Origin of the sequence: Streptomyces sp. NPDC006743 (genome assembly GCF_040703815.1) — a bacterium.
In the GTDB taxonomy this organism is placed as follows: Bacteria; Actinomycetota; Actinomycetes; order Streptomycetales; family Streptomycetaceae; genus Streptomyces.
The window spans coordinates 39,602-56,528 of sequence record NZ_JBEYJA010000021.1 but is presented as its reverse complement, the minus strand read 5'-3'; the positions used below and the strand labels follow the sequence as shown (position 1 = coordinate 56,528).

Annotated in this window: 14 protein-coding genes; 4 read left to right on the top strand and 10 right to left on the bottom strand. The window is 73.0% G+C overall.

Features of this window, described 5'->3' with window-relative positions; translation table 11 throughout:
- Positions 1–108: 108 nt before the first annotated feature.
- Positions 109–1,299 carry a GDSL-type esterase/lipase family protein gene (locus tag ABZ719_RS19140; RefSeq protein WP_366726359.1) on the bottom strand — a complete coding sequence of 397 codons (1,191 nt, stop codon included), beginning with the start codon at positions 1,297–1,299 and terminating at the stop codon, positions 109–111.
- Between the two features lie 309 nt (positions 1,300–1,608).
- Between ABZ719_RS19140 and ABZ719_RS19135 the strand changes: the two genes are divergently transcribed.
- Positions 1,609–2,373, top strand: a complete 765-nt coding sequence (locus ABZ719_RS19135; protein ID WP_366726358.1) for a hypothetical protein — start codon at positions 1,609–1,611, stop codon at positions 2,371–2,373.
- Positions 2,374–2,569: 196 nt separating this feature from the next.
- Here the strand turns inward: ABZ719_RS19135 and ABZ719_RS19130 are convergent, their stop codons facing one another.
- From ABZ719_RS19130 to ABZ719_RS19110, 5 genes are all read right to left on the bottom strand, one after another.
- A complete protein-coding gene (locus tag ABZ719_RS19130; RefSeq protein WP_366726357.1) occupies positions 2,570–3,349 on the bottom strand; it encodes an SDR family NAD(P)-dependent oxidoreductase in 780 nt (259 codons plus the stop codon).
- Between the two features lie 308 nt (positions 3,350–3,657).
- Positions 3,658–3,990 (bottom strand): ankyrin repeat domain-containing protein, encoded by a 333-nt coding sequence (locus ABZ719_RS19125; RefSeq protein ID WP_366726404.1) that lies wholly within the window; start codon positions 3,988–3,990, stop codon positions 3,658–3,660.
- A 139-nt stretch (positions 3,991–4,129) separates the two neighbouring features.
- Positions 4,130–5,626, bottom strand: coding sequence for a catalase (locus ABZ719_RS19120; protein ID WP_366726356.1), 1,497 nt, complete (start codon positions 5,624–5,626; stop codon positions 4,130–4,132).
- Between the two features lie 258 nt (positions 5,627–5,884).
- Positions 5,885–6,247: a DUF1304 domain-containing protein gene (locus ABZ719_RS19115; protein ID WP_366726355.1), complete on the bottom strand. Its 363-nt coding sequence runs from the start codon at positions 6,245–6,247 to the stop codon at positions 5,885–5,887.
- Between the two features lie 155 nt (positions 6,248–6,402).
- Positions 6,403–9,447, bottom strand: coding sequence for a S8 family peptidase (locus ABZ719_RS19110; protein WP_366726354.1), 3,045 nt, complete (start codon positions 9,445–9,447; stop codon positions 6,403–6,405).
- Positions 9,448–9,679: 232 nt separating this feature from the next.
- Between ABZ719_RS19110 and ABZ719_RS19105 the strand changes: the two genes are divergently transcribed.
- Positions 9,680–10,663 carry a LuxR C-terminal-related transcriptional regulator gene (locus tag ABZ719_RS19105; protein ID WP_366726353.1) on the top strand — a complete coding sequence of 328 codons (984 nt, stop codon included), beginning with the start codon at positions 9,680–9,682 and terminating at the stop codon, positions 10,661–10,663.
- Positions 10,664–11,005: 342 nt separating this feature from the next.
- Positions 11,006–11,947, top strand: coding sequence for a helix-turn-helix domain-containing protein (locus ABZ719_RS19100; RefSeq protein WP_366726352.1), 942 nt, complete (start codon positions 11,006–11,008; stop codon positions 11,945–11,947).
- 243 nt (positions 11,948–12,190) lie between these two features.
- Here ABZ719_RS19100 and ABZ719_RS19095 read toward each other — a convergent pair whose 3' ends face one another.
- The 3 genes from ABZ719_RS19095 to ABZ719_RS19085 all read right to left on the bottom strand — a co-directional run bounded on the left by ABZ719_RS19095 (position 12,191) and on the right by ABZ719_RS19085 (position 14,766).
- A complete protein-coding gene (locus tag ABZ719_RS19095) occupies positions 12,191–12,424 on the bottom strand; it encodes a non-oxidative hydroxyarylic acid decarboxylases subunit D (protein ID WP_366726351.1) in 234 nt (77 codons plus the stop codon).
- Between the two features lie 130 nt (positions 12,425–12,554).
- Entirely contained in the window at positions 12,555–13,982 is a 1,428-nt protein-coding gene (locus ABZ719_RS19090) for a non-oxidative hydroxyarylic acid decarboxylases subunit C (RefSeq protein WP_366726350.1), read from the bottom strand.
- Between the two features lie 193 nt (positions 13,983–14,175).
- Entirely contained in the window at positions 14,176–14,766 is a 591-nt protein-coding gene (locus tag ABZ719_RS19085) for a non-oxidative hydroxyarylic acid decarboxylases subunit B (RefSeq protein ID WP_037855359.1), read from the bottom strand.
- Between the two features lie 96 nt (positions 14,767–14,862).
- Here ABZ719_RS19085 and ABZ719_RS19080 point away from each other — a divergent pair, with 96 nt between their 5' ends.
- Positions 14,863–15,780, top strand: a complete 918-nt coding sequence (locus ABZ719_RS19080) for an AraC family transcriptional regulator (RefSeq protein WP_366726349.1) — start codon at positions 14,863–14,865, stop codon at positions 15,778–15,780.
- Between the two features lie 318 nt (positions 15,781–16,098).
- Here the strand turns inward: ABZ719_RS19080 and ABZ719_RS19075 are convergent, their stop codons facing one another.
- Positions 16,099–16,779 carry a FadR/GntR family transcriptional regulator gene (locus tag ABZ719_RS19075; RefSeq protein WP_366726348.1) on the bottom strand — a complete coding sequence of 227 codons (681 nt, stop codon included), beginning with the start codon at positions 16,777–16,779 and terminating at the stop codon, positions 16,099–16,101.
- Between the last annotated feature and the right edge of the window lie 148 nt (positions 16,780–16,927).

The window sequence follows — 16,927 nt, the reverse complement described above, 5'->3', positions numbered from 1 at the left end:
CCGGGGACACGCAGGACGACTGACGCGAACCGGGACCGACGGAACCGTACTCCAGTCACCCCGCGGGGTTTCAAACCCGTCCCTTCGCACCTTGACGGGTGATCTCCCTCAGACGGCACCGCCCGGACCGCCGGCGAAGGGTCCGCCGGCGCCGAACACGCGCCGCGCGAAGTTCTCACCGATGCGGCGGTGCCCCGCCGGGTCGGGGTGGACGCCGTCGGGCAGGGGGAACTCGGCGTGGTCCTCCTCACCGTAGAGGTCGCGGCCGTCGAGGTGGTAAAGGTGCGGGTCGTCGGCCGCCCGCGCTTCCACGATCCGGGCGAGTTCGTCGCGGATGACGTTGAGCGTGAGGCGTCCGGCGGCGCGCTCGGCCGGGTCGCCCGTGGCCTTGAACCGCAGGGTGCCCGCGGAGAAGTCGGGGGCGAGGGGGCCGGGGGTGTCCTCCTGCACCGGGCACAGCAGCGGCGAGACCACCAGCAGCGGCGTGGCCGGGTGCCCCTCGCGGATGGTGTCGAGGAAGCCGTGGACCGCGGGCCCGAAGGCGCGCAGGCGCATCACGTCGGCGTTGACGACGTTGATGCCGATCTTGAGGCTGATCAGGTCGGCGGGCGTGTCCCGCATCGCCCGTGCGGTGAACGGGTCGAGCAGCGCGCTGCCGCTGAAGCCCAGGTTGACCAGTTCCACTCCGCCGCGGGCCGCGGCCAGGGCGGGCCAGATCGCCGTCGGGTGGGCGGCGTTCGAGCCGTGGCTGATGGAACTGCCGTGGTGCAGCCACACCCTGCGCCCGCCGGCCGGCACGGGCTCGACGGGGGCGTCGGTGCGCAGGGCGATCAGCTCGGTGATCTCCGCGTGCGGAAGCCAGATCTGGACCTCCTTGTCCCGCGCGGGCAGGCCGGTGAAGCGGGCGGTGCCGGCCGGTCCCTCGGTCACTTCGGCGGCCTGCGTGAACATGTCGGTGATCGTGCGGACGTTGCCGCCGGCCACCGTGGCCTGGGCGGCGAGGGCACCGTCGACCAGCAGGTCGTACACGCCGTCCGGCGGGGCGGGGAAGCCCCGGTAGACCCGCTTGGTGGGCAGGGTGTCGAGTTCGACGACGGTGGCCCGGGTGCGGAAGACCAGGCGCACTCCGGAGGGCTGGGCCTCGGCGACGGCGAGCTGGTCGTCGGGGATCTGCCGGCGCGCGCGGGCGGGCAGGCGGTGCGGCAGCAGGCCGTGCGCGGTCCGTTCCAGGTCGAGGTGGCCGCGCAGCAGGTCCGCGGTGACCGGGGTGGTGATCCGGTCGGGTCCGGTGGGGGTCATGTTCCAGCCTCTTGATCGCGATGTGCTGTCGATGGCCGACGGCCGGGGCTCAGGGCTCCCCGGCCGCCGACCATCGAGCATCAACCATTAAGCATTTGCCTAATACTTTTAGGATACTAGCTCATAGGTGGAGCTGGAGCGACGGCGGCGGCGTCCTCGAGAGCGGGGGTGAGCGACCGTCCCAGAGGTCGCTTCCGCGCACGGGCCCGTGCACACGTCCGGTCTCTGAGTACGCCTACTCATGACCGCCCGCGCCGCGCCGGGGACCATGGCCGGTGGCGGGGTACGGACGGCGGTGGGGGCAGGGGCATGGGAAGATTCCTCGGGGCCGCGGCAGCCGCCGTGGCCGTCGTCGCGGCGCTGGTCCTCGCCCATGCGGCGGGGGTTCCGCTCACGGCGGTACTGACCGTCGGAGCGGGCCTGCTGAGCCTGCTGTGGCTGCTGCTCCTGCTCACACTTCCCTGGAACCTGTACTTCCGCGCGCAGACGGTGCTCGCCGAGATCACGGTCAGCCGGGAGAAGGGCATCGACGTCTCCCCGGCCCGGGACGCCGAGGCCGCGCGCATCGCCCGCGTCATGCTCCGGGCCGCCATCGCCGGTCACGTGCTGAGCGCGGCGGTGGCGTGCGCGGTGACCTGGGCGACCGGCGGCTTCACCGGTTACTGGTTCGCCGCCTTCTTCCTGCTGAGCACCTTCTTCCGGCCGGCCGGCGCCTACTTCCGCCAGCTCCGGCGGCGCCTGGGCGCCCTCCTGAAGGACGTCACTCATCCCCGGGACGACGTCGTCGAGCTGCACGCCCGGCTGAACCGCGCCGAGGCCGGGACACGTGCCCTGGAGGAGAAGGCGGAGGAACAGTACCGGGCCCTGGCCGAACTGCGCCGCGCCCTGGACGCGCTCGCCCTGAGCACGCACGAACGCGCCGAGGAGAGCGAGCGCCGGTTCGCCGCGCTGGGCAGGGAGTTCGAGTCCACGGTGAACCGCCTCACCGACAACCAGGAGATCATCGCGGGTGTGAAGGCGTTCCTGCGCCTGCTGCGCTCCACCGACGCGACCGACGGCGCCGTCGCCCCCTGATCCGGACCGTGTCCGCCTGACCCGGGCCGTGTCCGCCTGACCCGGGCCGTGTCCGCCTGACCCGGGCCGTGTCCGCCCGACCCGGGCCGTGTGTGCCCGGCCTGCGTCACTTCCGTGCGGGCCACCGCCCCACGGCGGTCGGCGTCTGCGGCGGCCGGCGGTCCGGGCGGGCGTCCCGCCGGCGCGCGCCGGGCCGTCAGTAGGAGATGGCGCCCTTGATCCCGCCGCTCGTGATGACGGGGTCGCCGTTGAGGGAGACGCTGAGCGGACTCGCCAGGAAGGCGACGACGGCCGCCACCTCCTCCGGCTCCACGATCCGCTCGATGGAGACGGACCGGGCGTACTGCCGCTCCAGCTCCGCCGCGCTGCACCCCAGGGCGGCGGCCCGCTGTTCCAGGTTGTCCAGGAACGTGCGGGTCCGGGTGGCGGCGGGGTGCACGGAGACGACGTTGACACCGGACGGCCCGAGTTCGTCCGCCAGGTTCTTCGTCAGGGCGACCACGGCGGCGTTGCGGACCGACCCGGTCACCGATCCGCTCTGCCGGTACGCCAGTCCGCCGATGTTGACGACCCTGCCCCACCCGCGTTCCGTCATCCCCGGCGCGAAGGCGCGGACGCATCGCAGGTATCCGCGGACCTTGACGTTGATCTCCGTCTCGAGGGCGTCGTCGGGGAAGGCTCCGGGGTTGGTCGTGGCGGCGTTGTTGACCAGGATGTCCACGCCGCCGAGCCGGTCCAGCACCCTGCTCGCCATGTCCGTCACCGACGCGTCCTCCCCGGTGTCGGCCGCGATCCCGATGACCTCGGCGCCGGTCTCCGCCCGAAGGGCGTCCGCCCGCTCCTCGGCGTCAGCGGCGGTTCTGGAGACGAGGACGACGGACGCGCCTTCGGCCGCGAGGGCCCGTCCGACGGCGTACCCGATGCCCCGGCTTCCGCCGGTGACGACGGCCCGCTTGCCCGCGAGTTGGAGATCCATGGCCTTGTGCCCTTCTTTCGTTCGTGCGGCGTGCGCCTGCTCGAGACGGACCGCTTGGACCGCACCTCACCCGGTGAGCGGTCTCACCGCGCTGCCGCACGGCCGCCGGTTCTCCGGGGCCTCCCGGACGTGCACGCGAACGCCTGTCATCCTGCTCACGAGGCACGCCGTCCGAACGGTTCAGACCACCGGCGGGAAGTGACCCAGCTCATGGCCGGGCCCGGCCGCGCGCGACCGGACCTTCCCCTGTCCTGCGGCGGTCCGCCCCGTGGCCCGGACACCTGCGGCGACGCGCCGGTGTGCCGGGATCAGCCGGTGAGCAGGTGGGTGCGGCCGAACAGGGCGGCGGCGCTCCGGGCGGTCGGCGTGCCGGAGTCCAGGTCCGCACCGGCCTGGCGGAGTACCGCCACCACGTCGTCGGCGCCTTTGAACAGGGCGCCGGCGAGGGGCGTCTGGTCGCGGGCGTTGCGCAGGTCGGGGTCGGCGCCGAGGCCGATGAGGGTGCGTACCGTCTCGGCGTGACCGTGGTAGGCGGCGAGCATCAGGAGGGTGTTGCCGGCCTGGTCGGCGACGTCGACCGGCAGGCCGTGCTGCACGAACTCGGCCAGGGGCGCGGTGTGGCCCTCCCGGGCCAGGTCCATGGCGAGCGCCACGACGCGCCGCGTCTGCTCGGGGGTCACGGTCCGCCTCCGGTCATGAGCGGCTCCTCCTGCTCGTAGGGGGACGGGGTACGGGCCGGTCCGGCGTGGGGAGCGGTGCCCCCGCCGGACCGGGCGGGGGTCACAGGTCGCCGGCGGCCAGGGCCTCGACCGCCTTGCGGACGCCTTCGCCGTAGGCGGGGTCGGCCCGGGTGCAGTGGGCGATGTGACGCTCGACGGTCCGCCGCGAGGCGCCGTCGATCGCGCGGGCGGTGTTCTCGAAGAGCCTGCGCCGCTCCTCGGGGCTCATCAGACGGAACAGGTCGCCGGGCTGCTCGAAGTAGTTGTCGTCGTCCTCCCGGAAGTCGAACCGGTCGGCGACGGCGCCCGCCCGGCCGCTCGGCTCGCGGTAGGCGGGCTGCTCCTGCCAGCGGCCGTAGGAGTTGGGCTCGATACCGGGGGTGGCGCCCTGGTTGCCGTCCACGCGCATGCCGCCGTCGCGGTGGTAGGAGTTGACGGGGTTCTTCGGAGTGTTCACGGGGATCTGGTGGTGGTTCACGCCGAGGCGGTAGCGCTGGGCGTCGCCGTAGGAGAAGAGGCGGCCCTGGAGCATCCGGTCCGGGGAGAAGCCGATACCCGGGACGACGTTGGCCGGGGTGAAAGCGGCCTGTTCGACGTCCGCGAAGTAGTTGGCGGGGTTGCGGTTCAGCTCCCATTCACCGACCTCGATGAGCGGGTAGTCCTTCTTCGACCAGACCTTGGTGAGGTCGAAGGGGTGGAAGCGGTAGTGCTCGGCGTCGGCCTCCGGCATGACCTGCACGAAGAGCTTCCACTTCGGGAAGTCGCCCCTGTCGATCGCGTCGAAGAGGTCGCGCTGGTGGGACTCGCGGTCCTTGCCGATCAGGGCCTCGGCCTCGGCGTCCGTGAGGTTCTTGACGCCCTGCTGCGTACGGTGGTGGAACTTCACCCAGAACCGTTCGCCCTCGGCGTTGACCAGGCTGTAGGTGTGCGAGCCGAAGCCGTGCATGTGCCGGTACGACGCCGGGATGCCGCGGTCGGACATCACGATGGTGACCTGGTGCAGGGCCTCGGGGAGGCTGGTCCAGAAGTCCCAGTTGTTCTCGGGGTCGCGGAGGTTGGTGCGCGGGTCGCGCTTGACCGCGTGGTTGAGGTCCGGGAACTTCAGCGGGTCCCGGAAGAAGAACACCGGGGTGTTGTTCCCCACCAGGTCCCAGTTGCCCTCCTCCGTGTAGAACTTCAGGGCGAAGCCGCGGATGTCGCGCTCGGCGTCGGCCGCGCCGCGCTCCCCCGCCACGGTGGAGAACCGGGCGAACATCTCGGTCTTCTTGCCGACTTCGGAGAAGATCCTCGCGCTGGTGTACCGGGTGATGTCGTGGGTGACCGTGAAGGTGCCGAACGCACCGGACCCCTTGGCATGCATCCTGCGCTCCGGGATGACCTCGCGGTCGAAGTGGGCGAGCTTCTCCAGGAACCACACGTCCTGGAGGAGCATCGGGCCCCGCGGGCCGGCCGTCAGGGAGTTCTGGTTGTCGGGAACCGGCGCACCGGCGACCGTGGTCAGCGGCCTCTGGTTGTTCTCGGGCACAGTTCGCTCCTCGGTAGAAGTGGTCCTCGGCATGTCTCGAAGCCCCGGCGGTGCCGGCCTGCCGGGTGTGCGCGCGCCGCGGCCGGCGCACACCCGGCACACACCTTGTATGCGGACATCATGCCCGACGAGCCGGGGACCTGGAACACATATGTGTGTTCCGGGCCCTTACGGACATGTGCGGTCGTGACGTGACCGGGGGCCCGCGGCGGCGTGAAGGGTCCGGGGTCGGGCGGGCGTGACCGGGCCCCGGCCGGGGGCGGGTGACGCTGCCGGCTGCCGCGGACCCGGTCAGCGGGCGGCCAGCACCAGCGCCAGTCCGGTCAGGGCGGGAACGGTCTGCACGAAGAGGATCTTCCGGGCGGCCGTGGCGGCGCCGTACACGCCGGCCACGGCCACGCACGTCAGGAAGAACACCTTCGCCTGGAACCCCACCGGTCCGGACGCCACCGCGCCCCACACCAGCCCCGCGGCGAGGAATCCGTTGTACAGCCCCTGGTTGGCCGCGAGCGCCTTCGTCTCGGAGGCGAAAGCGGCGGTGGTCCCGAAGGCGGCGCGGGCCCTTGGCCCGGTCCACAGGAACATCTCGAGGACCAGGATGCAGCAGTGGAGCGCGGCGATGAGCAGGACCACGGCGTTTGCGATGATCGACATGGGCGTCAGCGTCACACATGACACACGTATCCGGAACACACGGGTACCGGGAGACACGGGTACCGGGAGACACGGCCGCTCCCGCCCGGTCGCCCCTGCGGCTGCCCCGCACGGCAGCCGCAGGGGCTGAGGACCGGGGACCTGCCGGGGGCCGGTCAGCCGTCGATGCCGACGAGTGTGCCGGTGCCGTCCGGGTACTCCACGTACGCGGTGGCCGGGGTCCTCGTCACGCCGCTCCAGTGGCCGGTGACCGTGATCGGCCGCAGCGGTGTCGTGGCGGGCCTCGCCGGTGACACGGTGAACGTGCCGGTCGTGGGCGAGCCGGCTGTCACCAGATCGGTCTGGAGAGTGAACGGTGTGGCCGTCGTACCGGCGTGGTAGTCCCCGGCCAGGACGAAGACGGTGTACCGGCCCGGTTCCAGGCCCTTCAAGGTGACGTGCTGCCGGTGCTGCGATCCCGCGCTCTCGGCCACGATCGTCCAGGGCCGCCCGTCGGCCGGGGTGTTCAGGACGTACAGGGCCACGCCCGAGTCCGGGGTGTCCGTGGTGGCGAGGACCTCACCCGCCTTGGTCCCCTCGGGGACGGTGATGGCGTACTCCTGCGCGCCGCCCGTCGCCATGTCGACCTCGCCCCGCACAGCGGGGCCCGTGACCGGGGCGTGGGCGGTGAGCGTCAGCTTCTCGGTTCCGGGGGTCAGGGAGTAGGAGACGCTCCCCTCGCTCCCCGGGCCCGCCTCGACCCGGTCGGGCGCCTCCACCATCTGCGGGGTGACGGCGATGGGGCTGCGCACAAAGACGTGTCCGCTGCCCCTCCAGGTCAGGTGCCCGGTGACGGGGATGCCGGAGGGCGCGGTGGTCCGGGTCAGCCTGATGGTGACCGCGGCGGTCTGTCCCGCGCGGGTGAAGCGCAGCGTGGAGGGCTTCACCTCGGCGCGGAAGCCGGGCCGGTCCACCTCGGCCCGGTACACACCCGGCCGGGTCGCGGTCAGGGTGCGGGTGAGGGTGCGCGATCCCAGCAGCCGGTCCACGGAGAGGGACGGGTAGTTCAGATCGCTGGGCGCGACGGGGGCCGTGCCGGTTCCGGTGCGGATGCCGAGGCCCTCCTCGTACGCGAGCCAGTCGCGGTTCGACGAGTCGTAGACCAGGCCCGGGTCGAACATCGCGGCGGGATCGACCTCCCCCGAACCCTGCGCGTACACGTCCGTGCCGGTGCCGCCCGAGGCGGTCCTGGTGTCCACGGCGGTCGTCATCATGGCGGACTTGACCGCCATCGGGGACCACTTGGGATGCACACCGAAGTAGAGGGCGGCGAGGCCGGCGATCTGGGGCGCCGCCATCGACGTACCGGTCATGAAGTCGAAGTCGTGGCCGAAGTTGCCCGGCGGCGCGACGGCCGCGAGGACACCGACGCCCGGCGCGGCGATGTCCGGCTTGATCAGCGCGCCCTCGTTGACGGCCGACGGACCCCGGGAGGAGAACGGGGCGATCTGCGGGTACGGCGTCCCGGTCGAGCCGCCCGGCTGCAACGTCACCGTGGCGCCCGGTGTGGCCGCGTAGGCGCGGACGTCCGCGGCTCCCGGACCGTTCAGGTGCACGGTCGGCACGACGTGGATGTCACTGTCGGTCTCCTGGTCGGTGGTGTTCACCAGCACCATGGCGACGCCGCCGGCGCGCGCCACCTCGGCCGACTTGCTCACCCGGGTGGTGATCCCGCGGTCGCACACCACCGCCTTGCCGGCCGTCTTCGCCGGGTCGAGGGAGCCCTCCCGGCACAGCCGCGCGTCCTCGTCCGTCGTCCCGGCCGATCTGACGTCGCCGGCGAGGACCAGAGGCTTCGGGCCGACGGCCGTCCGCACGGTGAGGCTGCCGCCGACGAAGGTCCGGCCGTCGCCCAGTTTCACCGTGGCCTCCGTGGGCCGCAGCGTGCTCGCGGCGACCGTCGTCATCCAGGGCGCGGTGTTGTCGATGATGCTCTTGGAGGGTCCTTCGTTGCCCGCGGCGGCCGACACGAAGACACCTGCCTGCGCCGCCGCCCGGAACGCCTGCACGATGGGCTCGTCGAGCCAGGACTCCACCACCCGGCCCGCCGAGTAGTTGATGACGTCGACGCCGTCCGCCACCGCCTGGTCGATGGCGGCGACGATGTCGGAGGCGTCACCGCCGGCGTCCGTCGTGCCCTTCTGCGTCCAGAGCGCCTTGTACACGGCGAGCGCCGCGCCCGGCGCCACCCCGGAGATCTTCCCGAAGTCGTGCCCCTGAACGCTCACCGGAACATCCGCGTCGCCCGCGGCGGTGGACGCGGTGTGGGTGCCGTGGCCGCTGCTGTCCCGCGCCGAGAGGTAGTCGCCCCGCTCCTCGGGCGGTGTCGTGGCCAGCCAGCCGTCGTTGAAGTACCGGGCGCCGACGAGTTTGGTGTTGCAGGCGCTCGCGGTGAACTTCTCACCGCTCTGGCAGACGCCGGTGAACGTGCCGCCGTCGGCCTTCTTCATCTTGATCACGCCGCCCTCGCGGTAGGGGCGGTACGGGTCCTTGGCGGTGGGCGGGGCGGTGCCCAGGGGCGGGGCGGCGAACGACGCGCTCTCCGGCCAGACGCCGCTGTCGATGACCCCGACCACCACGCCCCTGCCGGACTTGGCGGTGCCCCCGAGCTTCGACCACACCCCCTGGCGCCCGGACAGGCCCAGGAAGTCGGTCGACCGGGAGTCGTCCGTCGCCTTGACCCGGGCGTCCGGGCTGACGGCTAGGACCCCCGGGCGGCTGCTGAGGCGGACGGCCTGAAGAGGGGTCAGGTCCGCCACGAAGCCGTTGACCGCGACCGTGTAGCGGCCGCGGACCGTGGCGCCGACCGACGCGGCCGCCTCGCTCTGCCGCCTGCGCAGGTAGTCGCCGTAGCGGTGCGCGGCGGTACTGGAGGCGTCGACCTTGGCGCCCGCCGAGGGGGCCGTGGCGGCCAGGCCGTCCACGCCGCCCTTGTAGAGGGCGACCGGTGCGTCCTCGAGGGTCACGATGTAACGGCCGGAGGGGGAGCGCCCGGTGACGGCGACGGGGGCCTGCGGGCCACCGGCCGACCCGGCCCGCACGTCACCGGCCGGGCGGGCCCGCGTATCACCGGCCGCCTGGGCCGGCGCGCCGGTGCAGACGGCCGCCAGCGAGACGGCCAGAGCTGCCGCACCCCAGGCGAGTGTCTTTCTTCGGAACACGGAACTCACACGTTCCTCCATGAGGAGTGGGCCCGGCCGGAGGGTGCCTCCGCGCCTTCGGACGGCGCTGCGCGTGCTGGTGGCAAGGGAGCCGGACCGGGCGGACGAGTGTCGCGGCGAGGAAAGTGAACGCTGTACCTCCGACAGGTGTCCAGATACTCTGATGGCCGGTTTGGACGGTTGACCGATCTCGCCACGGATGTCACACACCGACCGACGGAGGTATGCATACGTGCTCACGGTCCTGGGCATAGCCGAGTCCGACGAACCGGTGTACCGGTGTTTCCTGGACCACGGCCGGGTGACCGTCGCGGACGTCGCCGCGTCCCTGGGGACACCGGAGGACGAGGTGCGCGCGTCCGCTGCCCGGCTGCGGGATCTCGGGCTCCTCCACGACGCCGGTCACGGCCGCTTCCAGGCGACGAACCCCCAGGCCGCGCTGCTGCCCCTGCTGGCCAGGCGGCGGTTCGAGACGGAGACCGCGCTGGCCTCGGCCCGCACGGAGATCGACCGGATCGCCGAGCGCTACCGGGAGGGGCGGCTGCGCTCGGACCCGCGCAACCTGGTGGAGGTCCTCTCGGACCGGGAGCTGATCCTGGAACGGGTCGAGCAGCTGAGCAACTCCGCGACCAGCCACATGTGGGCCCTGGACCGGCCGCCCTACGTGGGCCGCCCGGACGGCGGCCTGCACAGCAACGAGGAGGAGTTCGCCATCACGGCGGCCTGGCTGCGCCGGGGCATCGACGTGCGCTCCATCTACTGCCCGCAGTCCATGGAGCGCCCCGGACGGTTCGCCACGCTGCTCAGACTCGCCGAACTGGGCGAGCGGTCCAGGATGCTGCCGGACCTGCCGTTCAAACTGCACATCATCGACAAGCGGGTCGCCCTGGTCCCGCTGTCCGGTCCGGTCTACGACGACCTCGTCGTCATCCATCCGTCGGGCATGCTCGACGCCCTGATGGAGCTGTACGAGGCCTACTGGGCCCGTGCCGAGCCGATCGCGGCGACGGCTCCGGCCCCGGACGACACCTTCGGCCCTGACGACCTCCTCCTGCTGAACATGCTCAAGGCCGGGCTCAAGGACCAGGCCATCGCCCGCCAGTTGGGGTGCAGCACCCGGACCGCCACCCGGCGTGTCGCCGCCGTCCTGACCAAGCTGGGGGCCGACACCCGGTTCCAGGCGGGGATCAGGGCCTCGGCCCGCGGGCTGGTCTGAGCCCGCGCGAGGCCGCCGGCCGCACGGTCCGCGCCCACCGCGGCGGCCCGTTCCGAGCCCGTGCGGAGGGCCCGCCCTGCGCCCACGGGGGAACCCGTTCGGACCCCGCGCGGAGGGCCCGATCCGTGCCCACGAGGGAGGCTCGATCCGTGCCCGCCCTCGTGCCCACGACGGAGGCCCGATCCGTACCCACTCGGAGAGCCCGGACCCGCTCCGTGCCCCGGGGGAGGCTCGATCCGTACCCACCCGGAGAGCGCGGGGGCGGCACTCCCCGGCGGGGTCCGGTCACCGGCCGCCCCGGGGGTCCGGTGCGTGTGCGGACAGCGCGGCATCATTGAACGTATGAACGACCGAGCGCACACCCGGTGGACCAGCACCGACGTCGCGGAAGCCGACGCGTTCGCCTACTGGGCGGACGTGGTCTGCGACACGTTTGTCGGGGTGGCGGTGCGCCCCGGGACGGAGGGTGTCTTCGAGGGCCGGATCGAGACGTCCGTCCTGGACGGGATCGGGTTCGCCGAGCTGGCCGCCGGCGGCCAGCGGGTGGCGCGGACGCGACGGCTGATCGCCCGGGACGACGAGGACGTCCTGCTCGCCAACATCCAGCTGCGCGGCCGGGCCGGGCTGGAGCAGGACGGACAGGCGGTCGAACTCGCCCCCGGCGCGATGGCCTTCGTCGACAGCTCCCGCCCCTACACGCTGGACTTCGCGGACGAGTTCTCCCAACTGGTGGTCAAGGTGCCCAGGGCTCGGCTGCCGCACCGATCCCTCAACGGGGTGACCGCCGTGGAACTGGGCGCCCGAGGCCCCGGCCGGGTGGTCGCCGACTTCCTGGTCGGGCTCAACCGCCTGCAGGGCGCGGACCCGGCGGCGGCCCGGGCGCTGGTGCCGCACGCCGTCGACCTGCTGGGCACGGCCGTGTCCTGGGCGGCGGGCACCGCACCGCCGCGGGCGTCGGCGGCGGCGCTGACGCGGGAACGTGTCCACCGCTTCGTCCGCCGCCACCTCACCGACCCCGCTCTGGACGCCGCCGGGGTGGCCGCGGGCTGCGGTGTCTCGCGGCGCACGATGTACCGCGCCCTGGCCGAGGACGGCGAACCGCTCACGGAGCTGATCCGCGCACTGCGGGTGTCGCTCGCCCAGCGGCTGGTGTCGGCACACCCCGACCGCACGCTGGCCGCCGTGGCCCACGAGTGCGGGTTCGGGAGCGAGGCACAGCTCTACCGGGCGTTCAAGCACGTCACGGGCCTGACACCGGGCGCCTACCGCTCCGGACGACGGTGACGGCCGCGGCCGGACGGTCCCGGCGCGGCTCCCGCTACGGCGGTCGGCGGATCACCGGCACCAGCGCCCGCGCCCGTCACGGCCGGCGAACGCGGGGCGCCCCCGGTCGGGGCCCGAAGGCCGCCCTGCGAGCGAGCGCCGGCCCCGGGCCGCGCCTGCCGCACCCGGGCGGCCCGGGCGGCGGATGGGCGCCGTACGCCTCTCTGCGCCGCACCGGCCCGGCGGATGGGCGCCGTACGCCTGTCAGGCCGAAGCGCGCAGCGGCGGTACGGCCGGGACCTCCGGGGCGGCCTCGATGTCCTCCGGAGTCAGCCGGAACTGCTCCGGATAGGCCTCGCGCCGGGTGCGGCGGGCGGGTTCGGTGGTGCGCCAGGTGTACAGGCAGCGCCGGCACTGCAGGACGTCCCACACGCCGGGGACGGGCGAGGTGTGCAGCGTCTCGATGGTCCCGAAGGCGCAGCGGGGGCACTCGGTCATGCGGTCTCTCCTTCTCGGGGGCGACAAACGTCGGGAGGTCGGGGTCGGCGGGGCAGGTGTGGGGATGGTGGGGAACTGCCGGGGTGGCGGAGGAAGTGCCGGGGTGAGGGGGCAGGTGGCACCGGACGGCTCAGCCGCGCGCGGCCATGAGGTCCTGGATCCTGGTCACCCAGTCGCGCGTCTCGGGCAGGTCCTTGGCGGGCGTCGAGAAGTTGCCCCGCACGTCGGGGGCGACGGGGGTGGTCGCGTCGATGATCATCTTGCTGGTGATGCCGGCGGGCTGCGCGGCGGGCGCCAGTTCGACGACCGGCAGGTTCGGCATGATCAGCACGTCGCCGGACGGGTTGACCTTCGCGGACACCGCCCACATGACCTGGGGGAGGTTGAAGGGGTCGACGTCCTCGTCGACCACGATGACCGTGGTGATGTACCCCAGCCCGTGCGGGGTGGTCATGGCGCGCATCGCGACCGCCTTGGCGAAACCTCCGTAACGCTTGCGCGTGGAGATGATCGCCAGCAGGCCGTGCGTGTACATGGCGTTGACGGCCTGCACCTCGGGGAACTCGGCGCGCAGCTGCTTCAGCAGCGGGACACACGTGTTGGGTCCGACGAGGTAGTCGCACTCGGTCCACGGCATGCCCAGGTACAGCGACTCGAAGACCGGGCGGGTGCGGTACGAGACCCGGTCGACGCGGATCACGGGCATCCGGCGGCCACCGGAGTAGTGCCCGGTGAACTCGCCGAAGGGTCCCTCGATCTGGCGCTTGCGGCTCTCCACGACACCCTCGATCACGACCTCCGATCCCCAGGGCACGTCGAAGCCGGTGAGCGGGGCGGTGGCGATGGGCGCGGGCGCGCCGCGCAGGGCACCCGCCATCTCGTACTCGCTCTGGTCGTAGCGCATCGGCATGCCGGCCACGATGGCCATCACCGGGTCGTTGCCGAGGGTGATGGCGATGGGCAGGTCCTCGCCCCGCTCCTCGGCCTTGCGCAGGTGCAGCGCGACGTCGTGGACGGGGACGGGCTGGATGGCCAGCCGGTCGCGGCCGATGACCTCGAGGCGGTACGTGCCGACGTTCTGCTTGTCGAAGCTGCCGGGGTCGTCGGGGTCGCGGGAGACCACGGCGGCCTTGTCGAGGTAGAAGCCTCCGTCGCCGTCGTTGAGACGGAACAGGGGCAGCACGGAGAAGAGGTCGACATCGGCGCCCTCCTGCGTGTTGGCGCGCCAGGGGGCGTCCTCGCGCCGTTCGGGCGGGACGGGGAAGGCGTCCCAGCGCCGGGCGAACTCGGCCACCTGCTCCTTGACCGGGGTGTGCTTGGGCAGGCCGAGGGCGAGCGCGTGGTTGGCCCAGGAACCGTGCACGTTGAGGGCGATGCGGGCGTCGGTGAAGCCCTTGACGTTGTCGAACCAGAGGGCGGGTGCGCCTTCTCCTATCCGGCCGGTGGCGTTGGCGGCGGCGGCCAGATCGGGCTCGGGGAGGACTTCCTCCGCGACCCGCAGCAGTTGCCCCTCCTTGTCGAGGGTGTCGAGGAAGGAGCGCAGATCGTCGTAGGGCATGGGTACTCCGTGGGGGTTGGTGGGAGGCCTTGGCGCGGTCCGTTGAGGAATTCCGTCGGGGATGGCCGGCGGGGTCCGTCGGGGGATGGCCGGTGGGTCCGTCGGAGGATGGCGGGTGGGTTCCGTGGGGGATGGCGGGTGGGGTTCCGTGGGGGGCCGCTGAAGGGGGCGGCGGGCGGCCGGGGCGCCGCCGTCAGGACGCCGGCCGCAGGGAGCGGGCGGCTCGCATGCCCTCCCAGCGCTTGGCGGCCGGGGCGGGCAGGTCGAACTGGTCGAGCAGGCGCGCGACGACGTGGTCGACGATGTCGTCCACGGTCTGCGGATGGTTGTAGAAGGCGGGCATCGGGGGGACCATCCGGACGCCCATCCGGGAGAGCGCGAGCATGTTCTCCAGGTGGATCTCGCTCAGCGGTGTCTCCCGGGGCACCAGCACGAGCCGCCGGCGCTCCTTGAGGACGACGTCCGCGGCCCGGCCCACCAGCCCGTCGGCGTAGCCGGCGCGGATGCCGGCCAGGGTCTTCATCGAGCACGGCACCACCACCATGCCGTCGGTGCGGAAGGAGCCGGAGGAGATGACGGCTCCCTGGTCCTCCGGGCGGTGCACGACGTCGGCCAGGTCACCGACCTCGTCCGCGGACAGGCCGGTCTCCAGTTCGATCGTGGTGCGCGCCCACCGGCTGAGGACCAGATGCGTCTCCACCTCCGGCAGCTCGGCCAGGGTCCGAAGGAAACGGACACCGAGGACGGCGCCCGTGGCTCCCGTCATTCCCACGATCAGTCTCATACCGCGGCACCTTTCGTCCCTGCGGCGCTGACCTGCGCCGACACCTTCACCCTAGGAGCGCGGCCGGGGCACGCGGCGGTAAGCTCGGGACTCACGATGGGCAAAAACGGACAGTCTTCGACGGCGGGACCGACGCCGACGCCGCCCCCTCCGATCCGGGAGCTGGTCTTCCGGCACACGGCCGGGTCGCCGCCCGGTCTGGAACTGGTGGAGCTGGCGGGGCTGGCCGAACGCGCGCTGCGGCACGGCAACGATCCGTACGCGCCGCTGCGGCCGGCCTTCCACCAGATCGTCGCGGTGCGCTCCGGCCGCGTCACCGTCTCCGTGGACTTCACCACGTACGAGCCGGCGGCCGGCCAATGGCTGTGGATCCGGCCGGGACAGGTGCAGCGCTGGAGTCCGGACCTGCCGGAGGCGGACGGTGTGGTGGTCGCCTTCCCGCCGGGCTTCCCGGACGCGGCGACCACCGCGGCCACCGTCGCCGATCCGCCCTTCGCGCGGGGCCCGCTCGCCCCGGCCGGTCCGGTGGCCGACGGGCTGCACAAGGCTCTGGACCATCTGCGCCACGAGTACGACGCCGCGGCCCAACTGCCGCTGGAGGCCCATCTGAGGGTGCTGCGGCACCTGCTGGCGGTGCTCGTGGAACGGCTGACGGCGGCCTACGGGGCCGAACCCGGCAGGCCGGTGCCGAGCGAAACGTTCCGCCGTTTCCACGCGGCCGTGGAGCGGGACTTCGCCGTCACCCGGCGGGTGGAGGACTACGCCGCCGCCCTCGGCTACAGCCGGCGCACGCTCACCCGGGCCGCGGAGGCGGCCACCGGGATGTCGGCCAAGCGCTATGTCGACGAGCGGGTGGTCCTGGAGGCCAAGCGGGAGCTGGCCCACGGCGGGCTGTCCGTCGGCGCGGTGGCCGAGCTGCTCGGGTTCGCCGGGGCCGGCGACTTCACCAAGTTCTTCCGGCAGCGCACCGGCACGACACCGACGGCCTTCCGCCGGACGGCACGGGGCGCGTAGCGACCGGGGAGGGCGGGCGGTGCCGGGTACCGGGCGGTGCCGGGTACCGGGCGGTGCCGGGTACCGGGCGGTGCCGGTACCGGGTGGTGCCAGTGCCGGGGGTGCCGGGTATCAGGGGGTGCCGAGTGCCTGGGGCGCCGGGTACCAGGGGGTGCCGAGTGTCGGGGTGCCCGGGCCGGGCCCGCGCCGGCCCGGGGGACGCGGCGCCACCCGGGGGTGCCGAGTCGCCGCGCGGCCGGAGGATGCCGGGTCACCCGGCCGACCGGCACGGTCCACGAGAAGTGGCGGGCGGCGGTCCTTGCCCGGCCGCGCGGATGGTCAGCTCAGTTGTGCCTTGATGGTGAGGAGATGGGCGCGGCTGGACTCCGCCGCCGCCTGGGGGTCTCCCTGGGCGACGGCCTCCAGCAGACGGGCGTGGGCGTCGTGGTCGGGGTCGTGGTCGGCGCCGTCGCCGAGACCGCCGCGGATGCGCAGCATCTCGATCATGGCCTGCCGGCTGCGCGGGGTGAACCCGTCGAACAGCTCGGTCAGGATCGGATTGTGCGCCGCCACGACGATGCTGCGGTGGAACGCCGTGTCCGCGTCCACGTGCTCCTCGATGCCGGAACGCCGTGCGCGGCGATCCGCCAGGGCGCGGCGCATCGCCCGCAGTTCCGCCGGGGTCCGGCGTCCGGCCGCGAGGGCGGCGGCCTCGGTCTCGATGGCGACGCGCGCCTCGATCACGGAGACGATGTCGGCACGGCGTACCACGTGGTCCCAGTCCTCGGGGGCGTCGAGGGCGGTGACGAAGACACCGGCTCCCTGCCGGGAGGCGAGCACGCCGCGGCCGGCGAGCTGCCGGATCGCCTCGCGGACCGTCGAGCGGCCCACGCCGAGCTGGGGGGCGAGGGTGGTCTCGCCAGGCAGTTTCTCGCCCAGCCGCCACTCCCCGGCCCGGATGCGCTCCATCAGCGCCTGCGCCGCCTGATCGGCCAGGGGCGCACGCCGGACCTGAGCCATCTCGGCCCTCCCGTCTCCGTAACTTCTCTACTTGTCTGAGGAGTTGTGCTACGGTGCACCCGTGCTGAACTCCGGGATCCTCCTCCTTCTCCGCCACGTCGGGGCCTAGCCAGGCCGGCGCCCCGACGTGGAGCGCTCGTCCGCGCCG